At 68.6% G+C, this 19,570-nt stretch carries 20 protein-coding genes and 1 tRNA gene; 12 read left to right on the top strand and 9 right to left on the bottom strand.

The window, feature by feature from the left end:
- The first annotated feature begins 95 nt into the window (after positions 1 to 95).
- Together ABZ716_RS17925 and ABZ716_RS17920 are read left to right on the top strand one after the other, a co-directional pair.
- A complete protein-coding gene (locus ABZ716_RS17925; RefSeq protein WP_042811540.1) occupies positions 96 to 770 on the top strand; it encodes a Crp/Fnr family transcriptional regulator in 675 nt (224 codons plus the stop codon).
- Positions 771 to 841: 71 nt separating this feature from the next.
- Complete coding sequence (locus tag ABZ716_RS17920; RefSeq protein ID WP_358959940.1) at positions 842 to 1,651, top strand: nucleotidyltransferase domain-containing protein; 810 nt, start codon at positions 842 to 844, stop codon at positions 1,649 to 1,651.
- A 9-nt stretch (positions 1,652 to 1,660) separates the two neighbouring features.
- On the opposite strand, the gene ABZ716_RS17915 is transcribed toward ABZ716_RS17920, so the two are convergent.
- The 5 genes from ABZ716_RS17915 to ABZ716_RS17895 form a co-directional block, all read right to left on the bottom strand.
- Positions 1,661 to 1,963 (bottom strand): hypothetical protein, encoded by a 303-nt coding sequence (locus ABZ716_RS17915; protein ID WP_358959938.1) that lies wholly within the window; start codon positions 1,961 to 1,963, stop codon positions 1,661 to 1,663.
- The gene (locus tag ABZ716_RS17910) at positions 1,960 to 2,805 is read right to left on the bottom strand and encodes an MBL fold metallo-hydrolase (RefSeq protein WP_358809534.1); all 846 of its coding nucleotides are present in this window, start codon (positions 2,803 to 2,805) and stop codon (positions 1,960 to 1,962) included. Before ABZ716_RS17910 ends, ABZ716_RS17915 begins: the two co-directional genes overlap by 4 nt.
- Complete coding sequence (locus ABZ716_RS17905) at positions 2,802 to 3,710, bottom strand: NUDIX hydrolase (RefSeq protein ID WP_358959936.1); 909 nt, start codon at positions 3,708 to 3,710, stop codon at positions 2,802 to 2,804. The genes ABZ716_RS17910 and ABZ716_RS17905 overlap by 4 nt, the downstream gene beginning before the upstream one ends.
- A 99-nt stretch (positions 3,711 to 3,809) precedes the next feature.
- On the bottom strand, positions 3,810 to 4,283 hold the full coding sequence (locus ABZ716_RS17900) for a RidA family protein (protein ID WP_351887334.1): 474 nt from the start codon (positions 4,281 to 4,283) through the stop codon (positions 3,810 to 3,812).
- Positions 4,280 to 4,441, bottom strand: coding sequence for a DUF4177 domain-containing protein (locus ABZ716_RS17895; RefSeq protein ID WP_150528430.1), 162 nt, complete (start codon positions 4,439 to 4,441; stop codon positions 4,280 to 4,282). The genes ABZ716_RS17900 and ABZ716_RS17895 overlap by 4 nt, the downstream gene beginning before the upstream one ends.
- A gap of 46 nt (positions 4,442 to 4,487) precedes the next feature.
- Between ABZ716_RS17895 and ABZ716_RS17890 the strand changes: the two genes are divergently transcribed.
- Both ABZ716_RS17890 and ABZ716_RS17885 read left to right on the top strand, forming a co-directional pair.
- Complete coding sequence (locus ABZ716_RS17890; protein ID WP_351887338.1) at positions 4,488 to 5,474, top strand: ArsA-related P-loop ATPase; 987 nt, start codon at positions 4,488 to 4,490, stop codon at positions 5,472 to 5,474.
- Complete coding sequence (locus tag ABZ716_RS17885; protein ID WP_358959933.1) at positions 5,471 to 6,694, top strand: ArsA family ATPase; 1,224 nt, start codon at positions 5,471 to 5,473, stop codon at positions 6,692 to 6,694. The genes ABZ716_RS17890 and ABZ716_RS17885 overlap by 4 nt, the downstream gene beginning before the upstream one ends.
- Before the next feature lie 49 nt (positions 6,695 to 6,743).
- Here ABZ716_RS17885 and ABZ716_RS17880 read toward each other — a convergent pair whose 3' ends face one another.
- Positions 6,744 to 7,094, bottom strand: a complete 351-nt coding sequence (locus ABZ716_RS17880; protein ID WP_351887345.1) for a WhiB family transcriptional regulator — start codon at positions 7,092 to 7,094, stop codon at positions 6,744 to 6,746.
- A 397-nt stretch (positions 7,095 to 7,491) separates the two neighbouring features.
- Between ABZ716_RS17880 and ABZ716_RS17875 the strand changes: the two genes are divergently transcribed.
- Positions 7,492 to 9,822, top strand: coding sequence for a transglycosylase domain-containing protein (locus ABZ716_RS17875; protein WP_358959931.1), 2,331 nt, complete (start codon positions 7,492 to 7,494; stop codon positions 9,820 to 9,822).
- 83 nt (positions 9,823 to 9,905) lie between these two features.
- On the opposite strand, the gene ABZ716_RS17870 is transcribed toward ABZ716_RS17875, so the two are convergent.
- The gene (locus ABZ716_RS17870) at positions 9,906 to 10,367 is read right to left on the bottom strand and encodes a GatB/YqeY domain-containing protein (protein ID WP_358959929.1); all 462 of its coding nucleotides are present in this window, start codon (positions 10,365 to 10,367) and stop codon (positions 9,906 to 9,908) included.
- A gap of 68 nt (positions 10,368 to 10,435) precedes the next feature.
- On the opposite strand from ABZ716_RS17870, the gene ABZ716_RS17865 reads away from it, so the two are divergent.
- The 7 genes from ABZ716_RS17865 (at position 10,436) to ABZ716_RS17835 (ending at position 17,563) form a co-directional block, all read left to right on the top strand.
- Positions 10,436 to 11,374, top strand: a complete 939-nt coding sequence (locus tag ABZ716_RS17865) for a metallophosphoesterase (protein ID WP_355966598.1) — start codon at positions 10,436 to 10,438, stop codon at positions 11,372 to 11,374.
- A 108-nt stretch (positions 11,375 to 11,482) separates the two neighbouring features.
- Positions 11,483 to 11,556 (top strand) — tRNA-Pro (locus ABZ716_RS17860).
- A 159-nt stretch (positions 11,557 to 11,715) separates the two neighbouring features.
- Positions 11,716 to 12,864, top strand: a complete 1,149-nt coding sequence (locus ABZ716_RS17855; RefSeq protein WP_358959926.1) for a hypothetical protein — start codon at positions 11,716 to 11,718, stop codon at positions 12,862 to 12,864.
- 201 nt (positions 12,865 to 13,065) lie between these two features.
- A complete protein-coding gene (locus tag ABZ716_RS17850; protein WP_358959924.1) occupies positions 13,066 to 13,194 on the top strand; it encodes a hypothetical protein in 129 nt (42 codons plus the stop codon).
- 466 nt (positions 13,195 to 13,660) lie between these two features.
- Positions 13,661 to 14,044 carry a hypothetical protein gene (locus tag ABZ716_RS17845; RefSeq protein ID WP_358959922.1) on the top strand — a complete coding sequence of 128 codons (384 nt, stop codon included), beginning with the start codon at positions 13,661 to 13,663 and terminating at the stop codon, positions 14,042 to 14,044.
- An 88-nt stretch (positions 14,045 to 14,132) separates the two neighbouring features.
- A complete protein-coding gene (locus ABZ716_RS17840; RefSeq protein WP_358959919.1) occupies positions 14,133 to 15,590 on the top strand; it encodes an ATP-binding protein in 1,458 nt (485 codons plus the stop codon).
- A complete protein-coding gene (locus tag ABZ716_RS17835) occupies positions 15,587 to 17,563 on the top strand; it encodes a Druantia anti-phage system protein DruA (RefSeq protein WP_358959917.1) in 1,977 nt (658 codons plus the stop codon). The genes ABZ716_RS17840 and ABZ716_RS17835 overlap by 4 nt, the downstream gene beginning before the upstream one ends.
- 145 nt (positions 17,564 to 17,708) lie before the next feature.
- Here ABZ716_RS17835 and ABZ716_RS17830 read toward each other — a convergent pair whose 3' ends face one another.
- Positions 17,709 to 18,905, bottom strand: a complete 1,197-nt coding sequence (locus ABZ716_RS17830) for a hypothetical protein (protein ID WP_358959915.1) — start codon at positions 18,903 to 18,905, stop codon at positions 17,709 to 17,711.
- Positions 18,902 to 19,468, bottom strand: coding sequence for a DUF4365 domain-containing protein (locus ABZ716_RS17825; RefSeq protein ID WP_358959912.1), 567 nt, complete (start codon positions 19,466 to 19,468; stop codon positions 18,902 to 18,904). Before ABZ716_RS17825 ends, ABZ716_RS17830 begins: the two co-directional genes overlap by 4 nt.
- Between the last annotated feature and the right edge of the window lie 102 nt (positions 19,469 to 19,570).

The raw sequence follows: 19,570 nt of genomic DNA, 5'->3' as shown, positions 1-19,570 counted from the left end.
TCCTTCCGGCATCCTTGTGATTGATCGCACTGTTTGAGCCGTCCGGCAAAATGGGGAACGGTCCCCACTGGCTGGTCGACATAGGAGAGAGACTCGTGGACGACGTTCTGCGGCGCGCCCCGCTCTTCGCGGCGCTCGATGACGAGCAGGCCGCGGAGCTCCGCGCCTCCATGGGCGAGGTGACCCTCGCACGCGGTGACGCCCTGTTCCACGAGGGCGACCCCGGTGACCGGCTGTACGTCGTGACCGAGGGCAAGGTGAAGCTGCACCGCACCTCCCCCGACGGCCGCGAGAACATGCTGGCCGTCCTCGGCCCCGGCGAGCTGATCGGCGAGCTGTCGCTGTTCGACCCGGGCCCGCGCACCGCCACCGCGACCGCCCTGACCGAGGTCAAGCTGCTCGGCCTCGGCCACAGCGACCTCCAGCCCTGGCTCAACGCCCGGCCCGAGGTCGCGACCGCGCTGCTGCGCGCCGTCGCCCGGCGCCTGCGCAAGACCAACGACCAGATGTCCGACCTGGTCTTCTCCGACGTCCCGGGCCGTGTGGCCCGTGCGCTCCTCGACCTGTCGCGCCGCTTCGGCGTGCAGTCCGAGGAGGGCATCCACGTCGTGCACGACCTGACGCAGGAGGAGCTGGCCCAGCTCGTCGGCGCCTCGCGCGAGACCGTGAACAAGGCGCTCGCCGACTTCGCGGGCCGCGGCTGGCTGCGCCTGGAGGCGCGCGCCGTGATCCTGCTGGACGTGGAGCGGCTCGCCAAGCGCTCGCGCTGACGCGGCACACACCGTCGTGGAAGGGCCCCGTCCGGGTGTCGGACGGGGCCCTTCCGCGTACAGGAGGGATCATGGACCGAAGAGGGCTGGACGCGTACGGGTACTTCGAGCGGGAGGGGTCCCTCGGGCGGATCCAGCCCGCCTTCGCCGAGCTCGTAGCCGCCGCGCGCGCCCGGCTCCTGGAGGCGTACGGGAACCGCCTGCACAGCGCCTACCTGTACGGCTCCGTACCCCGTGGGACGGCCCGCCCCGGACGCTCGGACCTCGACCTCCTGCTCGCCCTGCACCGGGAGCCCGCCGACGAGGACCGGAACACGGCCGAGGTGCTGGCCCGCGGACTCGACCAGGACTTCCCGCAGATCGACGGCGTCGGCATCCTGCTGTACGGCAAGGACCGGCTGCTGAGCGAGCAGGAACGTTTCGACCTGGGCTGGTTCCTGGCCTGCCTGTGCACCCCGCTGCTGGGGGCCGACCTGGCCGAGCACCTGCCCCGCTACCGCCCCGACAGCCGGCTCGCCCGTGAGACCAACGGGGACCTCGCCGCCCTGCTCCCCCGGTGGCGGGCCCGCTTCGAGGCGGCCTCGGAGCCGGAGGAGTTCCGCCGGATGAACCGGCACTTCTCCCGGCACCTGGTGCGGACCGCCTTCACCCTGGTCATGCCGGTGTGGGGCGGCTGGACGAGCGACCTCGCCGAGTCCGCGGAGGTCTTCGGCCGCTACTACCCCGAGCGGGCCGCGCAGCTGCGGGAGGCCGCCGCGATGGCGCTGGACCCCGTCGGGGACCCGGCCGTGGTCCGCCGCTACCTGGACGACCTCGGGCCCTGGCTGGCCGCGGAGTACACGGCCCGGCACGGCACGAAGACCCCGCGCCCGGGGCCCTAGACGGGCGTCTCAGCGGCTCCGCGGCGCCAGGTCCAGGGACTCGACGGCCTGCTTGGCCTCGGCCAGGCCCGCGCCGGTGATCTCGCGGTAGCTCTTGATGGCGGCGACGGTCCGGCCCTCGCGCGCCAGCGCGCGTACCGCCTCCAGCCCGGCCGGCTCGGGCTCCTCGATGCCCAGGTGGTCCAGGACGAGGCCGAGCCGCCGCTCCAGCCGGTCCGCCCGTACCTGCAGGGCGCGCATCCGCAGGGTCAGCGTCGAGACGGTCCAGCCGGCGGCCACGACGACCGCCGCCACCACGTACAGAGCGTTCATTCAGGTCCCCCCGGGATCAGTCCGTGATCACGAAGGTACTCGAGCTGCGCGCGGACGGACCAGGCGGCGGCCGGCCAGAGCGAGCGGTCCACATCGGCGTAGACGTGGGCCACGACGGCCTCCGGGGTGACGAACCCGTCCTCCACCGCCGTCTCGACCTGCGCGAGCCGGTGGGCGCGGTGGGCGAGGTAGTACTCCACGGCGCCCTGCGCGTCCTCCAGGACCGGCCCGTGGCCCGGGAGGACGGTGTGCACCCCGTCGTCCACGGTGAGGGAGCGCAGGCGGCGCAGGGAGTCCAGGTAGTCCCCGAGGCGGCCGTCGGGGTGCGCGACGACGGTCGTACCCCGGCCCAGGACGGTGTCGCCGGTCAGCACCGCCCGGTCGGCCGGGAGGTGGAAGCACAGGGAGTCGGAGGTGTGCCCGGGGGTGGCCACCACGCGCAGTTCCAGGCCGCCGGTGCGGATGACGTTCCCCGCGGCCAGGCCCTCGTCACCCAGGCGCAGCGCGGGGTCCAGGGCGCGGACCTTGGTACCGGTCAGCTCGGCGAAGCGGCCGGCGCCCTCGGCGTGGTCGGGGTGGCCGTGGGTGAGGAGGGTCAGCGCGATCCTCTTGCCAGCCTGCTCGGCGGTGGCGATGACGTTGCGCAGGTGGGCCTCGTCCAGGGGGCCCGGGTCGACGACGACGGCGAGTTCGGATCCGGGCTCCGAGAGCAGCCAGGTGTTGGTGCCGTCCAGGGTCATGGCCGAGGCGTTGGGGGCCAGCACGTTGACGGCGCGGGCGGTGGCCGGTCCCGAGACGACCGCTCCGCGGGGCTGGCCGGGCAGGGCCGCTGCGTCGGTCATACGGGGCCTCCTCCGAGGGTGACGCGCTTGGTGAACTCGTCGTGGCCGGGCCAGCTGAGCACGACCACGCCGTCCTCCAGCGCGGCCTCGGCCAGGACGGGTGTGAGGTCCTGCGCGCCGGCCGCCGCGAGGGCGTCGGCGGCGGCCGCGTACGGCTCCAGGGAGCGCAGGGTGGAGATGGTGGGCGGCATCATCAGCAGCTCGCCCCTGTCGTAGCCGGCGGCGGCGTCCTGCGGGCGGATCCAGACGGTCCGGTCGGCCTCGGTGGAGGCGTTGCGGGTGCGCTGGCCCTCGGGCAGGGCGGCGACGAAGAACCACGTGTCGTAGCGGCGGGGCTCGAACTCGGGGGTGATCCAGCGGGCCCACGCGCCGAGCAGGTCGGAGCGCAGCAGCAGGCCGCGGCGGTCGAGGAACTCGGCGAAGGACAGCTCGCGCCCGACGAGGGCCGCACGGTCGGCCTCCCAGTCGTCCCCGGTGGTGTCGCCGACGACGGTGTCGGGGGTCTGCCCGGCGAGGAGGACGCCGGCCTCCTCGAAGGTCTCGCGGACCGCTCCGCAGACGATCGCCTGGGCGGTGGCGGCGTCGGTGCCCAGGCGCGCCGCCCAGGCGTCCTGGCCGGGGCCGGCCCAGCCGATGCGGTGGTCCTCGTCGCGGGGGTCGACCCCGCCGCCGGGGTAGGCGTAGGCGCCGCCGGCGAAGGCCATGGAGGCGCGGCGGCGCAACATGTGCACGGCAGGGCCCGCGGGGGTGTCGCGGAGCAGCATCACCGTGGCGGCGCGCTTGGGCTGCGCCGGGGTGAGGGCGCCTTCCGCGAGGGCGCGGATGCGGGCGGGCCACTCCGGGGGGTACCACTGTCCTCCGGCGGAGGGCTCGGGCGAGGGCTGACCGTGCTGACCATTCGGCATGGCCGGATGCTACGGCCATCCGCCCCGATGTTCGAGGCCCCCTGGGCGCTGCCCGGTCACACGTCGGCGGGGCTGCGGACAGCCCCGCCGACGGGGCGGTCAGACGTCAGGGGTGAGTTCCACCTGGATCTCGACCTCGACGGGGGCGTCCAGCGGGAGGACGGCCACGCCGACCGCGCTGCGCGCGTGCACGCCCTTCTCGCCGAGGACCTCGCCCAGCAGCTCGCTCGCGCCGTTCAGCACGCCGGGCTGCCCCGTGAAGTCGGGGGCCGAGGCGACGAAGCCGACGACCTTCACCACACGGGCGATCCGGTCCAGGTCACCGGTGACGGACTTCACCGCGGCCAGCGCGTTCAGCGCGCAGGTCGCCGCCAGCTCCTTGGCCTGCTCCGGCGAGACCTCCGCGCCGACCTTGCCGGTCAGCGAGAGCTTGCCCTGCACCATCGGAAGCTGGCCCGCGGTGTACACGTACGCGCCCGAGCGCACCGCCGGCTGGTACGCGGCCAGGGGCGGGACGACCTCGGGGAGGGTCAGGCCGAGCTCGGCGAGCCGGGCCTCGACGGCGCCGCTCATACCTTCTCCCGCTTGAGGTAGGCCACCAGCTGCTCGGGGTTGTTCGGGCCGGGCACGACCTGGACGAGCTCCCAGCCGTCCTCGCCCCAGGTGTCCAGGATCTGCTTGGTGGCGTGGACCAGCAGGGGGACCGTCGCGTATTCGAACTTCTTGGTCATGGGGGCGAGCGTAACGCCTGGGCGGGAGTGGTTAGGCTCGGAGGTTGTGAGCAGGCTCCAGGTGGTCAGCGGCAAGGGCGGCACCGGCAAGACCACGGTCGCCGCCGCACTCGCGCTGGCCCTCGCGCGCGAGGGCAGGCGGACTCTACTCGTGGAGGTCGAGGGCAGGCAGGGCATCGCACAGCTATTCGGCACGGAAGCGCTCCCCTACGAGGAGCGGAAGATCGCCGTCGCACCGGGCGGTGGCGGCGGAGAGGTGTACGCGCTCGCGATCGACGCGGAACGGGCGCTGCTGGACTACCTCCAGATGTTCTACAAGCTCGGTTCGGCCGGACGCGCCCTCAAGAAGCTGGGGGCCATCGACTTCGCGACGACCATCGCGCCCGGTCTGCGAGACGTCCTGCTGACCGGCAAGGCGTGCGAGGCGGTGCGGCGCAAGGACAAGGCCGGGCGGTTCGTCTACGACCACGTGATCATGGACGCCCCGCCGACGGGCCGGATCACCCGCTTCCTGAACGTCAACGACGAGGTGGCGGGGCTCGCCCGGTTCGGGCCGATCCACAACCAGGCGCAGGCCGTCATGAAGGTGCTCAAGTCACCGGACACCGCCGTGCACCTGGTGACCCTGCTGGAGGAGATGCCCGTCCAGGAGACCGCGGACGGCATCGAGGAACTCCGGGCGGCCGGACTCCCGTTCGGCCGGGTCGTCGTCAACATGGTGCGCCCGCACCACCTGGACGAGGACACCCTGCGCTCGGCGGCGGAGGACCGCCGCCCCGAGATCGCCAGGGCCCTGTCCCGGGCGGGGCTCGGCGGGGCGCGCCGCGGCGGGCTGGCCGAGCGGCTGGTGGAGCCGCTGCTGGCGCAGGCAGCCGAGCACGCGAGCCGGGTGGAGCTGGAGCGGGAGCAGCGCGCGGTGCTGGCGGGGCTCCAGGTGCCGACGTACGAACTCCCCCTGCTCGGCTCGGGGATGGAGCTGGCCGGGCTGTACGAGCTGGCGACGGAACTGCGCAAGCAGGCGGACGCGGAATGAGCGGGGACGGGAAGACCATGGGCCTGGACACGCCGCGGCGGCTGGCGGTCGACGCGCTGCTCGACGACCCGAAGACCCGGATCATCGTGTGCTGCGGCGCGGGCGGGGTCGGCAAGACCACGACGGCCGCGGCGCTGGGCGTACGGGCGGCCGAGCGCGGGCGGAAGGTGGTGGTGCTGACCATCGACCCCGCGCGCCGGCTGGCCCAGTCGATGGGCATCGACTCGCTGGACAACACCCCGCGCCGGGTCGCGGGGGTGGACGGCGACGGCGGTGAACTGCACGCCATGATGCTGGACATGAAGCGGACCTTCGACGAGATCGTCGAGGCGCACGCGGACCGCGAGCGGGCGCGGGCGATCCTGGCGAACCCCTTCTACCAGTCCCTGTCGGCCGGCTTCGCGGGCACGCAGGAGTACATGGCGATGGAGAAGCTGGGCCAGCTGCGGGCCAAGGACGACTGGGACCTGATCGTCGTGGACACCCCGCCGAGCCGGTCCGCGCTGGACTTCCTCGACGCGCCGAAGCGGCTCGGGTCGTTCCTGGACGGGAAGTTCATCCGGGTGCTGATGGCTCCCGCGAAGGTCGGCGGGCGGGCCGGCATGAAGTTCCTCAATGTCGGCATGTCGATGATGACGGGCACGCTGAGCAAGCTGATGGGTGCCTCGCTGCTGAAGGACGTGCAGACCTTCGTGGCGGCGATGGACACGATGTTCGGCGGCTTCCGCACCCGTGCCGACGCCACGTTCCGGCTGCTCCAGGCGCCGGGCACGGCCTTTCTGGTGGTCGCGGCGCCCGAGCCGGACGCGCTGCGCGAGGCGGCGTACTTCGTGGAGCGGCTGGCCGCGGAGAAGATGCCGCTGGCCGGCCTGGTGCTGAACCGGGTGCACGGAAGCGAGGCCCGGCAGCTGTCGGCGGAGCGGGCTCTGGCGGCCGCGGAGAATCTTGAAGAAGGCGGCATTGTGGATCAGGAGCCCGGGAAAGCTGGACTTCGTGACGCCGCCGACGACGCCGATGCGATGACCGCGGGGCTGCTGCGCCTGCACGCGGAGCGGATGCAGGTGATGGTGCGCGAACAGCGCACGCGTGACCGTTTCACCTCGCTGCATCCCGAGGTGCCGGTGGCCGAAGTGGCCGCCCTGCCCGGCGATGTGCACGACCTCGCCGGGCTGCGGGCCATCGGAGAGCGACTCGCGGCCGGGCTTCCGGCCGGAGCGTGACCGTACGGGGAACCGTACGACGAGTGGTGCCGACGCGGTGTCCGGGTGGCTACCCGGCCGCCGCGTAGGTCTCGTACGCCACGTCGATCTCCGCGCCGACATCCATGGTGAGGATGCCGGTGCTGCGCTCGTACTCCGTGCGCGCGGTTTCGAGCAGCCGTCGCCACGAGGTGACGGTGGGACGCCTGCGCAACAGCGCACGTCGTTCCCGCTCGGTCATTCCGCCCCATACTCCGAACTCGACACGGTTGTCGAGCGCGTCGGCCAGGCACTCGGTCCGCACCGGACATCCGGTGCACACCGCCTTGGCCCTGTTCTGTGCCGCTCCTTGAACGAACAGTTCATCCGGATCGGTAGTGCGGCAGGCTGCCTGCGCACTCCAGTCGGTTACCCAGCCCATCCCGGTGCCGTCCTCTCCCGAATCGAGGCTCCCCCACGGCGGTAGCGGCATATTCACCGCTGCCAGTTGAGGACGTTACGGAAGGCGAGGACGGCGCAACACCCCCGACGGGCCCAATCTTGAATGGTCCGAACGGACTATGGGTAAGCGGCAGATCACCCGACGGAGTGATCCGGCGACATGCCCGACCATTCCGGCGATTCGGGTGAAATCGGGGAAGCACCGGCGAACGGCCGTCAGAGTGAGGGGCGGGATTCGGACACGCGTCCACCCCATTCGGGAAGGGTGAAAATCAAGCCGCGGGGTTGATGCCGCACCACACTGCTGTGACAGTTGGGCACAGCTTAGGCCAAGGCATTCGCGCGTGTCCGGCGAATGAGAACGTAGGCTTCCCTCCATGGGAAAGAAGCGCTCGGGCGCAGGGCTCACGGGGCCGCAGCAGGCCACCAGGTTCCTCGGTTTGTCGGTTCTCTCCGGAGTCGTTCTCGCGGGCATCGCGATCCCGGGCGCGGGTGCGCTGGGTCTCGCTGCCAAGGGCACCGTCGAGGGTTTCGATGAGATCCCGGCCAATCTCAAGACGCCTCCGCTGAGCCAGCGGACCACCATTCTGGATGCCGAGGGTGGCCTGATCGCCACGGTGTATTCACGGGACCGGCAGGTGGTCCCGCTCACGGCCATCTCGCCGTACATGCAGAAGGCGATCGTCGCGATCGAGGACTCGCGTTTCTACGAGCACGGCGCCGTCGACCTCAAGGGCATCCTGCGCGCGGTCAACCGCAACGCGCAGGAGGGCGGCGCCGCGCAGGGCGCCTCCACGCTCACGCAGCAGTACGTCAAGAACGTCTTCGTCGAGGAGGCCGGAGACGACCCGGCCAAGGTCGCCGAGGCGCAGCAGAAGAGCCTCGGCCGCAAGATCCGCGAGCTGAAGTACTCGATCCAGGTCGAGGAGGAGCTCGGAAAGAAGAAGATCCTCGAGAACTACCTCAACATCACCTACTTCGGGCAGGCCGCCTACGGCATCGAGTCCGCGGCCCAGCGCTACTTCAGCAAGCCGGCCAAGGACCTGACCCTGGAGGAGTCGGCCCTGCTGGCCGGCGTCGTCCAGTCGCCGAGTCGCTTCGACCCGGTGAACGACGCGGCGGAGGCGATGAAGCGGCGCAACGTCGTCCTCCAGCGGATGGCCGACATGAAGGACATCTCGCAGGCCCAGGCGGACGAGGCGAAGAAGCTGCCGGTCACCCTGAAGGTGACCCGCCCGAAGAACGGCTGCATCACCGCGGTCAAGGGCGCCGGCTTCTTCTGCGACTACGTGCGCAACACCTTCCTGTCCGACCCGGTCTTCGGCAAGACCCGCGAGGAGCGGGCCAAGGTCTGGAACCAGGGCGGCCTGACCGTCCGCACCACCTTGGACCCGCAGTCGCAGGACGCCGCGAACAACTCGATCCGCGACCACGTCCACCAGGACGACTCGATCGCCACGGCCGTGACCATGGTCCAGCCGGGCACCGGCCGCGTCCTGGCGATGGGCCAGTCCAAGCCGTACGGCTTCGGGAAGAACGAGACGCAGATCAACTACTCCGTCGACAAGAAGATGGGCGGCTCCAACTTCGGCTTCCAGGTGGGCTCCACCTTCAAGCCCTTCATCGCGGCCGCGGCCCTGGAGAAGGGCGTGGAGCCGACGAAGGTCTACTCGGCGCCCAACAAGATGGAGTACCCGAGCCCGGTCTCCCGGTGCGAGGGCACGCCGCCCTGGCAGAACCTGCCGCTGGACGGCGGCAAGCTGCAGACCGCCGAGAACGAGACGGCGGACGAGGTCGGCCCGTACGCGCTGAAGACGGCGATGGAGAAGTCCATCAACACCTACTTCGTGCAGATGATCTCCGACATCGGGCTCTGCCCCGTGACGGAGATGACGCAGAAGCTCGGTGTGGTCCCGGCCAGCGGGGTGAAGCTGCCCGAGGAGCCGTCCATCGCGCTCGGCTCCGCCGAGATGTCCCCGCTGACGATGGCCAACGCGTACGCCACCTTCGCCAACCGGGGCGTGTACTGCACCCCCATCGCCCTGGAGTCGATCACCGACGCCCACGGCAAGTCGCTCCCGGTGCCCAAGAGCAAGTGCGAGCGGGCGATGTCCCAGGACACGGCCGACACGATCAACAACCTGCTGCGCGGAGTGGTCGACTCCGGTACCGGTGAGAAGGCGGGCCTGAGCGACCGCGACAACGCGGGCAAGACGGGTACCACCGACAACCGCTACAACGCCTGGTTCGTGGGGTACACCCCGAACATGTCCGGCGCGGTGTGGGTCGGCTCGGGCGGCGCGAAGAAGATCACGATGGAGGACATCACCATCGGCGGCCAGTACTACCCGAAGGTCTTCGGCGGTGGACTGCCCGGCCCGATCTGGAAGGACGCGGTCTCGGGTGCGCTGGCCGGCCGCGAGGCCCCGCCGTTCGCCAACGTGCGCATCGCGGAGCCCTCGGTTCCGGGCGGCGGCACCGGCAACAACGGGGGCGGCGGGGGCGGGGGCCGGGGCAACACCCCCAGCCAGCCGACCACCCCGCGCAAGCCCAAGCCCGGGAAGCCCGGCGGCGACGGGAAGCCCGGCGACACCCGCCCCGGCACCGCGGCCGGCGGCGCGGGCGACACCCCGGCCGACCCGCCGACCGCCCCGATCCCCGGCCTCCCGGCGGACCCGGGCCTGATCGGCGGCAACGAGACCCAGTAGGCAGCGCGGACAGAAGGGGAGGGCCCCGGCCGGATCACCCGGCCGGGGCCCTCCCCTTCACTCTCCCGTTTGCTCGCCCGGAGCTACGAGAGCTGCTTCTTCACGGCGGCCGCCACCCGGCCGCCCTCCGCCAGGCCCGCCACCTTCGGGTTCACGATCTTCATGACGGCGCCCATGGCCCGCGGCCCCTCGGCACCGCCCGCCTTGGCCTCCTCGACCGCCTGCGCCACGATCGCGGCGAGCTCGTCGTCGCTGAGCTGCTTGGGCAGGTAGGCGTCGAGGAACTGGCCCTCCGCCGTCTCGCGCGCGGCCTGCTCCGGGCGGCCGCCCTGGGCGAAGGCGTCCGCGGCCTCGCGGCGCTTCTTCGCCTCCTTCGCGAGCACCTTGAGCACCTCGTCGTCGGAGAGCACGCGGGCCTCCTTGCCCGCGACCTCCTCCTTGGTGATGGCGGCGAGGGTCAGGCGCAGGGTGGACGACGCGAGTTCGTCGCGCGCCCTGATGGCGTTGGTGAGGTCTTCCTGGAGCTTGGCCTTGAGCGTGGTCATGCCCTTGAGTCTGCCAGGTACGGGGGCTGCGGCGCCCATCCGTTTTCCGCGTCTGAGACGATGGGGCCATGCGCGCGCGTTACGGAGTACCCCTGAAGGTCACCGCCGGAATCGCGGCGGTGGGGGCCGCGGGAGTGGCTTATGCCGCCGGGTTCGAGGCCCGCTCGTTCCGGCTGCGCCGGGTCACCGTCCCGGTGCTCCCCGCCGGGGCCCGTCCGCTGCGCGTGCTCCAGGTCTCGGACATCCACATGGTCGCCGGCCAGCGCAAGAAGCGCGCCTGGCTGCAGTCCCTGGCCGGGCTGCGGCCCGACTTCGTCGTCAACACCGGGGACAACCTCTCGGACACCGAGGGCGTACCGGAGCTCCTGGACGCGCTCGGCCCGCTGATGGAGTTCCCCGGCGTGTACGTCTTCGGCTCGAACGACTACTACGGGCCACGGCTGCGCAACCCCGGGCGCTACCTGATCGAGAAGGCCCAGGGCCGGCACGGCCTGAACGGCAACAAGCCGGTCGTCGGCGCCGTCCACAACCCGTGGGAGGGGATCCGGGACGCCTTCGACGCGGCGGGCTGGCTCAACCTGACCAACACCAGGGGCCGGCTGAAGCTCCAGGGCATGGAGCTGGCGTTCACCGGCCTGGACGACCCGCACATCAAGCGCGACCGCTACGAGCGGGTCGCCGGCGGGCCTGAGGCGGACGCGGACGTCTCGATCGCCGTCGTGCACGCCCCGTACCTGAGGGTGCTGGAGTCCTTCACGGCCGATCGCTACCCGCTGATCCTCGCCGGTCACACGCACGGCGGCCAGCTGTGCGTCCCCTTCTACGGGGCGCTGGTCACCAACTGCGACCTCGACACCAAGCGCGTGAAGGGCCTGTCCACGTACGAGACCGGGGGCGAGCGCGCCTACCTGCACGTCTCGGCGGGCTGCGGCACCAACCGCTTCACCCCGGTCCGCTTCGCCTGCCCCCCGGAGGCCACCCTCCTGACCCTGGCCCCGAAGTCCTAGAACCCCCGCAGCACCGCCGCGCACCCCCCGCGAAAACCGGATTTCGTCTCCGGCGCCGGGTCCGCTAAAGTAATCGATGTCGCCAGGCAGAAACGCCAGGGCGACGATCGGGGTGTAGCGCAGCTTGGCAGCGCGCTTCGTTCGGGACGAAGAGGTCGTGGGTTCAAATCCCGCCACCCCGACTTCGCAAGACCAGGTCAAGGGCCTGATCCGCATCGCGGGTCAGGCCCTTCCTGCGTTTACGGGCCTGTCTTGGGAGCCATCTGGGAGCCGACCTCGGAATCCGGCTCCCACGGGGAGCCGGGCCGAGCGCCGCCCGCCCGGAAAGCTCACCGCATGGCTTGTGCCGGCACGAGCGCCGACGGTACGACGATCACATGCACCGTTGGTCACCCCTCAACGATCGCCAGCTTGCCCTCCTGACCCGGATCGGGGAGGGCGTCGAACCTGTCACGTCGGACGCCCCCGAACTCGCCCTCACCGCCAGAGCCCTGAAGGAGCGGGGGCACATCACCATGCCCAAGGAGGGCGGGACGTGGCGGGCAGAGATCACCGAGGTCGGGCGCTACTACCTCCAGCACGGCCATCACCCCGACCGGCCTGACCCGGCACCGCGGAAGATCCGCTCGGCGACGGCGCCCGGACCCAAGAAGCCGGAGTCCGACCGCGCCGAGGAGAAGGCCGCTGCCGAGCAGAAGCCCCCGGTACAGAGCGTCGCCAAGGCCCCACGTCCTTCTCCAGCCGACATCGGACGGGCCCTGATCACCGAGGTGCAGCAGGCCGGCCGCTTCCTCCGAGTCCCCAACCCGGACGAGACCGCGCGGGCCCGCTACCGGAGGGCATTCGACGCGGCTCGCCAATGTGCGCCGGCCGGGTACCACCTGAAATACAGCGGGCGGACCAAGGGGGACTTCTTCCTGGGGCTGCTCCGGGTGACCGGCGAGGACGACACGGAGTGGAACCGGATCCGCCTGGCGCGCAGTCGTGTGATCACCGACGTGGACGATGTCCTCGCTGCCGTGACCACGGACCACAGCGCCTTCGAGATCTCCGACGGGGTGCTTCCGCGCGTTCTGTCCCTGCTCCGCCTCATCGCCGAGCAGGCTCTCCCTCTCCACGGGGAGGTCGCAGTGTCCAAGAAGCGCAGGCAGGCCAGGCCACTCCTCACAATCCATGGCCGGACCTACGAGATCACCTTCAAGGAACGGCAGAAGCAGGTCCGGTACGTGCCGAAGCCTGAGGGCCGCCGCCGCACATACGACTGGCAGCGGGTCGTGCCGGCACAGCGGTTCGAGCCGTCCGGGGAACTGGAGATGGTCCTCGCCCAGCAACAGGGCTACCAGTACGGCTGGAAGAAGGAGTGGGCCGACACCGAGAAGAAGCCTCTTGAGGATCAGATCGGTTCGGTACTTCGCGCGCTGAGAGCCCGGGCCGATGAGCAGGAGCGGGCCCGGCTGGAGCGAGAGGCCGAACAGCGCCGCCAGAATTGACCACCTAGGAATAAACCGGCAGGTCAGAGCGCTACTCCGTGATCCACAAATTGGTCCGCCCCGCCACGTGCTGCGCTGCCCGCTCGCGTATCGCTCACACAGAAACGCCCGCGCCCGAGGCCACTCACCTGCGCATTGGGCCTCACTGGGAGCAGACCCTCGGCGCCACCGCCATCCCCCACGTCGCCCCATTGCCCGACCATGGACCCCAAGAACGGGTGGGAGGACGCCCTCGACGTACTGGCCGCCTGCTGCGATGACATCGCCGCCTCCTACGACGCCGAGGGGCCACCCTCCCCCACCTCCACCGCGCGCCGTTTACGCGCCTAGCTTCAGCACCTCTTCGCCGAGCACCAGCATCCGGCCCACCGCGCCCGCCTGGACCCGTTGAACGCGAAGGCCTCGGGGCTGCTCGCTTGCATGTCCGTCACTGCAGGACGCCTGCCAGTCGCCCGCGCCTACAGACAGGAAGCCCTCACACTCACCGTTGCGTCGACGCCAGCGACCTGATCGCCCAGACCCGCGGCACCCGATCTCGAGAGGCTTACTACGCCGGCCGGCACCTTGACTCCCGCTGCTACGCCCTGCCCGGCGTCGGCGCCGATCCCACCCGCGACTCCGCTCCCCGCTCCTTCCTGAGTCCTCTGATGCAGCGACGCCCCCAAGACAGAAGGCACCTACAAGAAGGGGACGCACCACCAACCGCGCCCCGCGAAAGCAAGCGGCGAGCCCGAATCTTCACCACCTGCCACAAGAGGTTGCGCACCCCTCCCCCGGCTTCAGTCATGATGCTCACATGGCTACCATCCAGTCCGCAGCGGAAATCAGCCCCCTCTTGGCGCACCTCAAGGGGCGGAGAATCACAGCGCTGCAGGTGCTCGGCATCAACTCGTTGAAGTCCGCTTCACCGCCGCCAGAAGCACTCGCGGGTGAAGTTGTGTCGGCGGTCGAGATCGTCGAGCGAACGATCAACATCAACACTGCCGGCCACCTCATCACGTTCGATCTTCAGCGGACTGGCCGCGTTGTCCTGCACGAGGCTGCGGAACCATTTCGGCTGGCGGCCGGGACCACCCGCCCCACCGTGCGCCTCCTCATGGACGACGGATCGGGCCTGGATCTCACCGAGCCCGCGAAGACGAAACGCATCACGGCAACGATCTCAGCCCAGCCTGAATGACCTGCGCCGCATCGAAACGATCAACTTCCCAGGCGACATCGATGCAGCTACTCTCGACGCAGGGATCGAGCACGTCATCGGGAGAGCCATGGCCCAGCAGAACCACCGCAAGGATGACCTCCTGGTCTCCTACAACTTCATCCGTGCCGTCCGAGAGTCGGGCTACGTCAGCCTCTCGACGGCCCTCGCCGAACTCGTCGACAACTCCCTACAGGCGGCCGCCACGGTGATCTCGGTCACAATCGCGCGTCCCGTGGCCGGCGGACTCCCAGAGATCCGAGTCGAGGACAACGGGGTGGGCATGTCACGCCCAGAACTCGAGGCGTGCCTACGGTTCGGCGGCTCATCCCGCTTCGATGAGCGGAAGTCGTTCGGTCGGTTCGGAATGGGCCTGCCTGCTGCGTCCCTTAGCCAGGCTCGGCGAGTCGAGGTGACCTCATGGCAAGACGACAAGGCTGCTCACCAGGTCCGCCTGGATGTTGATGAGATCGTCACAGGCGCTCCGGTCGACCTTCGCGCTCGCCGACGGAGCGGTGGCACCACAGGGTCAGGCTGCCTTGTAGTCTGGCAGAATTGTGACCGCATCGAGTACAAGCGTCTCGCTTGGCTCGAACGCGCCTTGCGCCGCGATTTGGGTCGCATGTATCGAAGGTTTATCGGCAACGGCGATGTCACCTTGAGTATCAACGGGAAGCAAGTCGACCCGATCGACCCCCTGCTCCTCACAGCCAAAATCGAGGGTCACAGCGCACGCATGGCCTTCGAGCCGCTCCGCTACGAACTCGCATCATCCTCAGGCGAAACGGCCTTCGTCACAGTTCGGTTCTCCATGCTTCCAGTTGATCGCTGGCACCACCTCGACAACATAACCAAGAGACGTGTCGGCATCGTAGGCGGCGCTGGCGTCTCGATCCTCCGCGCTGGCCGTGAGATCGCAACCGGCTGGCACCTCATGGGCGCGAAGCGAAAGGAGAATTATGACGACTGGTGGCGCTGCGAGATCGAGTTCGACCCTGTGCTCGATGAGCACTTCGGCATCACCATCAACAAGCAGGGCGTGCGGCCCTCCCAGGTGCTCCAGGAAGCGCTCGGGCCGGAGCTGGAGTCGATCGCCCGGCTGTTGAACTCTCGCGCACGTCAGGCCTTCGAAGAAGTCAAGTTTCGAGCGGCGACGGAGATGTCATGCCGGATTGCCGAGGCCGCTGATCTCGACCTGCCCGTGATCCGGAGGACGGGGAGAGGTTCAGGCGCTTTGTCCTACCGGATCGGATCACGGCAACTCCCAGTCGGGACCATGTTCACCTCGAGCCTGAAGCGACGCACGCTCGACGTGACGCTGAACGTTGATCATCCTGCCTTTGCAGCGCTCTACCACCCGCTGCAGACACTGAGCGACGAGGCGGCAGGAGAACTGCGCGTCGCCCTCGAACTCTTCCTCTTGTCACTTGCTCGCACCACAACACTCCTGGGCCGGGATGGCCAAGATTGCGATACTCTCCTGCAACTTTGGAGCAGGACCTACGGACGGATGCTCCAGAAGTCATGAAAGAAAAGGCCGCGCTCCTTCCCCTCAGCCTGCCGGACGACGCCTCTCGCCAGGAACGCCAAGGCTTCGCCCGCCTCTGCGCCCTGCTCGAGAGCGTTGCGGCCGACGGCAAGGACGTGGGTGACCACGAGCACTGGATCCGAGCCGCCAAGATCACCAAGCTCTATGAGCAGCCTACGCTCGCGGCAGCCGCTCACTGCGTCATCGATCTCGTGGACCAGGGTTGGACGGTCAAGGCGGACAGGTCCAAGGCGGTCTTCGCTCCCCCGTCAGCGCATGGTGACCGCGCGACGGAGAAGGCCCGGATCCGGCGCCAGGAACTTCTCCGTCGAGATGAACAGCTCAGCAGGAGCAGCGTTCGACGATTCGTCGAGGGGATGGAGCGTACGCACGAGCACGGCGGCCGGCTCGTCTCCGTTTTCAACCTGATGCGAGACGGCCGGGAGTTGGCAGAAGCCCTTCAGGGCGCGGCTACGGCCGCGGACGCCATCAGGCCCTATGTTCAGGTCGTCGATTCCTCAACGTGCGAACGGACTGGATTCAAGCTACACGACATCTGGCGTTACTTCCGGCACACCTGGTCCAACGCCTATGCCACCGTCCCCGGGCGCTCAATGCCGATCTTGATCCGGGACGCAGCCACCGAATTTCATACGGTGATCGGTCTGGCAGCGATCTCCAGTCCGATCGTCCAGATTGCCGAACGCGACCGCTGGATGGGTTGGGAAACCGATCAGTTCCTTGCGCAGTTGCGCGCTGAGCCCACACACGATGGCGCTTCATGGCTAGCTCAACGGATTGAGGCTCAGCGAAGCGAGATCTACCTCGACGACCTCCTGCGTGACGGAGTTCTCCAACCGACCGACCTGGTGACACCCACCCCCGAGGCCGTTGCACGGCTGCGGGATGATGCTGAGCGGCACCGTCAGAGACATCACCAGACAACCACGATCCGTGAAGTCCGCAATATCGGACGCAACGCGTGGGTGGAGCGCGCCAAATCAGACCTGTTTCGCAGCAAGCGCTCAGCAGCCCTCGCAGATGCGCTGGAAATCGAGACCCTGCTGGGGGCCTACCTGTCCCCGCCCACCTCCGAAGGCCTCGCCAAGGCCTTCTCCGATCCAAAGGCCCGTACGCAGATGCGTCGTGTGGTCCGTCGGGCACGAGGAGAACGAGTCGGCACTGTCATCGCAGACCTCACGGTCTGCGGTGCCGTGGCGCCGTACAGCGCACTGGCCGCCGGCAAACTAGTAGGGGCATTGGCCGTCTCACCCCCTGTCATCACGGCCTACCGCGAGAAGTACGCGCGACCGAGTGAGATCGCATCTGCGATGGCAGGCCGTCCAATCATGCGCGAGCCTCGTCTCTCCTTTATTGGAACCACGTCGCTCTACGGCACTGGATCAAGTCAGTACAACCGACTGTTCTGGCCAGCCGAGGTCATGGGGGGCGACAGCGCTACCCGGATGGGCTTCCACGAACTCGGACGTTCCCGCTCGTTCGGAACCTCCCACTTCTCAGAGGAGACCGTTGACGCCCTAACCCGGCTGCCGGCGCTGCGCGGCTCACTCGTCCGCGTGAACAGCCTCTTCGGCGAGGGCGTCAGTCCACGCCTACGCAAGGTGCGGCTGGGACTGGCGGCACTCGGATGGCCGGCCAACGAACTCCTACGGCACGGCAGGGAACGCATCCTCTACGGTGTTCCGCTGGTCGAGAACCTCCGTGACTACTCACTCGGCGTCGACGGAGAACCGCAGTACCTGCTGGATCCAGAACTCCCGGACGCTGACGCCAAGGTTGCTGAATGGTGGCTCGAGCGCTGGTGTCGGCCGCGCGCACGCCGCGAGGAAGTCCTCGAAGCCATGCGCGCTCACCGGTTGGTCCGCCCAGTTGAGCACGGTGCCCGCGTGCCACTGCCCCCCAGAGGCGTAGAACTGCCCGTCGGCGAGGGGATGCTCCCTCTCGCCGACTAGCATGGCTCCACGCAGCCGCTGGCGCATCGCCCTCGTCGCTGGCTGCCGCACTCGGACCTCCAAGAGTGTGGCAACCAGCGGTCGGCGAGCATCGGTGTGCTGAGGGCATCGATCAGGAACCGTTCGGGCAATGCGCGCGCCAGCCCTAGGCTTCTCCCAAGTCCGGAGCTGAAGACCCTGAGATGTGTCGCAGGAAGCTCGAATCGACCACGATGTCGCCCGTCAGGCGCCAAGCACGGCGCTCGTATGACAAGTCCCCGGTTACTGTGAAGGGGAGTTGACGCTTGTACGACATGATGGCCCAGCCGTGGTCGTCCCCTGCAAGAGGAACCTGAACCCGCAGAGCCCTGCCATTCACCTCCGCCGCGATGGTGACGATCGCCGTCTCTTCGCCGCTGGGCGTGGAGTCGTCTCGCGCCAAGGACTTAACGAGTCCCACCAGCGTTTCGCGGCGGACGGGCTCATCTCTCCGGATGAGTTGCTCCCGGATATGCGGGAATTCGACAATCAAGTCCCGGTCGAACGCAATCGTTGCCAGCCCGACGTCCGGCCTTCGTTCTGCAGCAGCCCACTCAAAGGACAAATCCAGTGATTGCAGATTTTCCGGCGCCGACAAGTCTTCGAGCGACTCGATGAGGCCCACGCTGAGCCCCAAACCGCCCGGAGAGATGAGGGATTGATTCCCCCCAGCTTGCGCCAACAGTCTTGTGGCCTCCAGGCCTCTGGCTAGGGTCTCCATTACTCGCCGCGGGAAGGTGGCGGTCAGCCGCTCGGGATCATTCGCCGACTGGGAATCGGCGTCGCCCAGGCGCGTCACCACGGTGAAGACAAAGCTGCCCCGCTTCGTGTGGCCGAGCCGTACAGATTCCTCCAGGAATTCTCCCACCGCTTGCGGGCGGCGCCCCTTGTGCGAGTGGTTGGGATCCGCGGCTGTCGTGGCCGACGCCTTCATCATCTTATGGATCCCCTGCAGGGTCCTTTCGGCCTGCTTGAAGGGGATCGTGCCGTCGGTCATAAGCTGGTCGAGGCGGACGAAGAACAGGTCGGCGCGCGTGGCCAGAACATGCTCGAGAAGTTGACCTGCATCCCAGTCGTGGATGTGCCCCAGCGATTCTAGTGCATCGATGAAACGCGGCGTGAAGTCGGAGAAATCCGTAGCCAAAGGGATCATGACCCGCGGCGCTGCCAGAAGTGGACCATCCGAGCGGTAACGCCAGACTTCGCGGACTTTCGACTGACGCTGTTCCAGTTCCCAATCTTGGGAAGCGAGAAACTGAGACACTGCAGCCGGAGTCAGCGAGGATGCGATCTCACGGTACGTATCAAATGCCGTCCGGCTCACCTCTGCCCTTCCTCTGCGTCGCCAATGGACTTCATGATGCCCTGGAGCTGATTGCCCGTGAACAGATTCTGACGCGGCAGATGGACCGTGTGGTAGTCCTTGATCGGTCCGTCGTATCTGAGGTTTTCGGCGGATTCCCAGAACATGCGGCTACGCGTGAACAGTCCCCATTCATCTACATTGAGCCACGGCTCCGGATCGCGGGGTATCAGGAGCACTCCGAGGTACGCCGGAATGTACCGCTTGCTGCGCGTCAGTTTCCGAAAGGGCTTCGCCTTCATCCGCCAAGTCATACTGTCGTCTTTGAGTAGACTTTCTTGGTAGGTGCACTTCAGCTGAAGCTCGAATTGTGGGCCGTAGTAGCCACGATACTCCGTCGACGAGACGATCGTAATGTCGACGCCTTCGTAGTCGGTCTCGTGAGGCTTGATAGAGCATCCGGCCGCATAGGCGATCATCCGCGTGAACGAAACGCTGAAGTGTTCCTGTAGTGCGGTGATGGGCACCTGGCCTTCCGCAAGGTCGTCTTCACCCATCTTGTCTTCGCTGCCGTCTGTTGACATATACCCCCTCCTGGCTTCTCCTGACGGCGGCCCGCCACCGTCGCTCTGACTGCCACTTCGACGCGAACCATGCTGTAGTCGCAGAAGGCCCGCCGCCGGATT

It is taken from the genome of Streptomyces sp. NPDC006687, assembly GCF_040636215.1.
Classification (GTDB): Bacteria; Actinomycetota; Actinomycetes; order Streptomycetales; family Streptomycetaceae; genus Streptomyces.
Note: the sequence above shows the minus strand (reverse complement) of the source record. Positions and strands in the feature narration are given on the sequence as shown.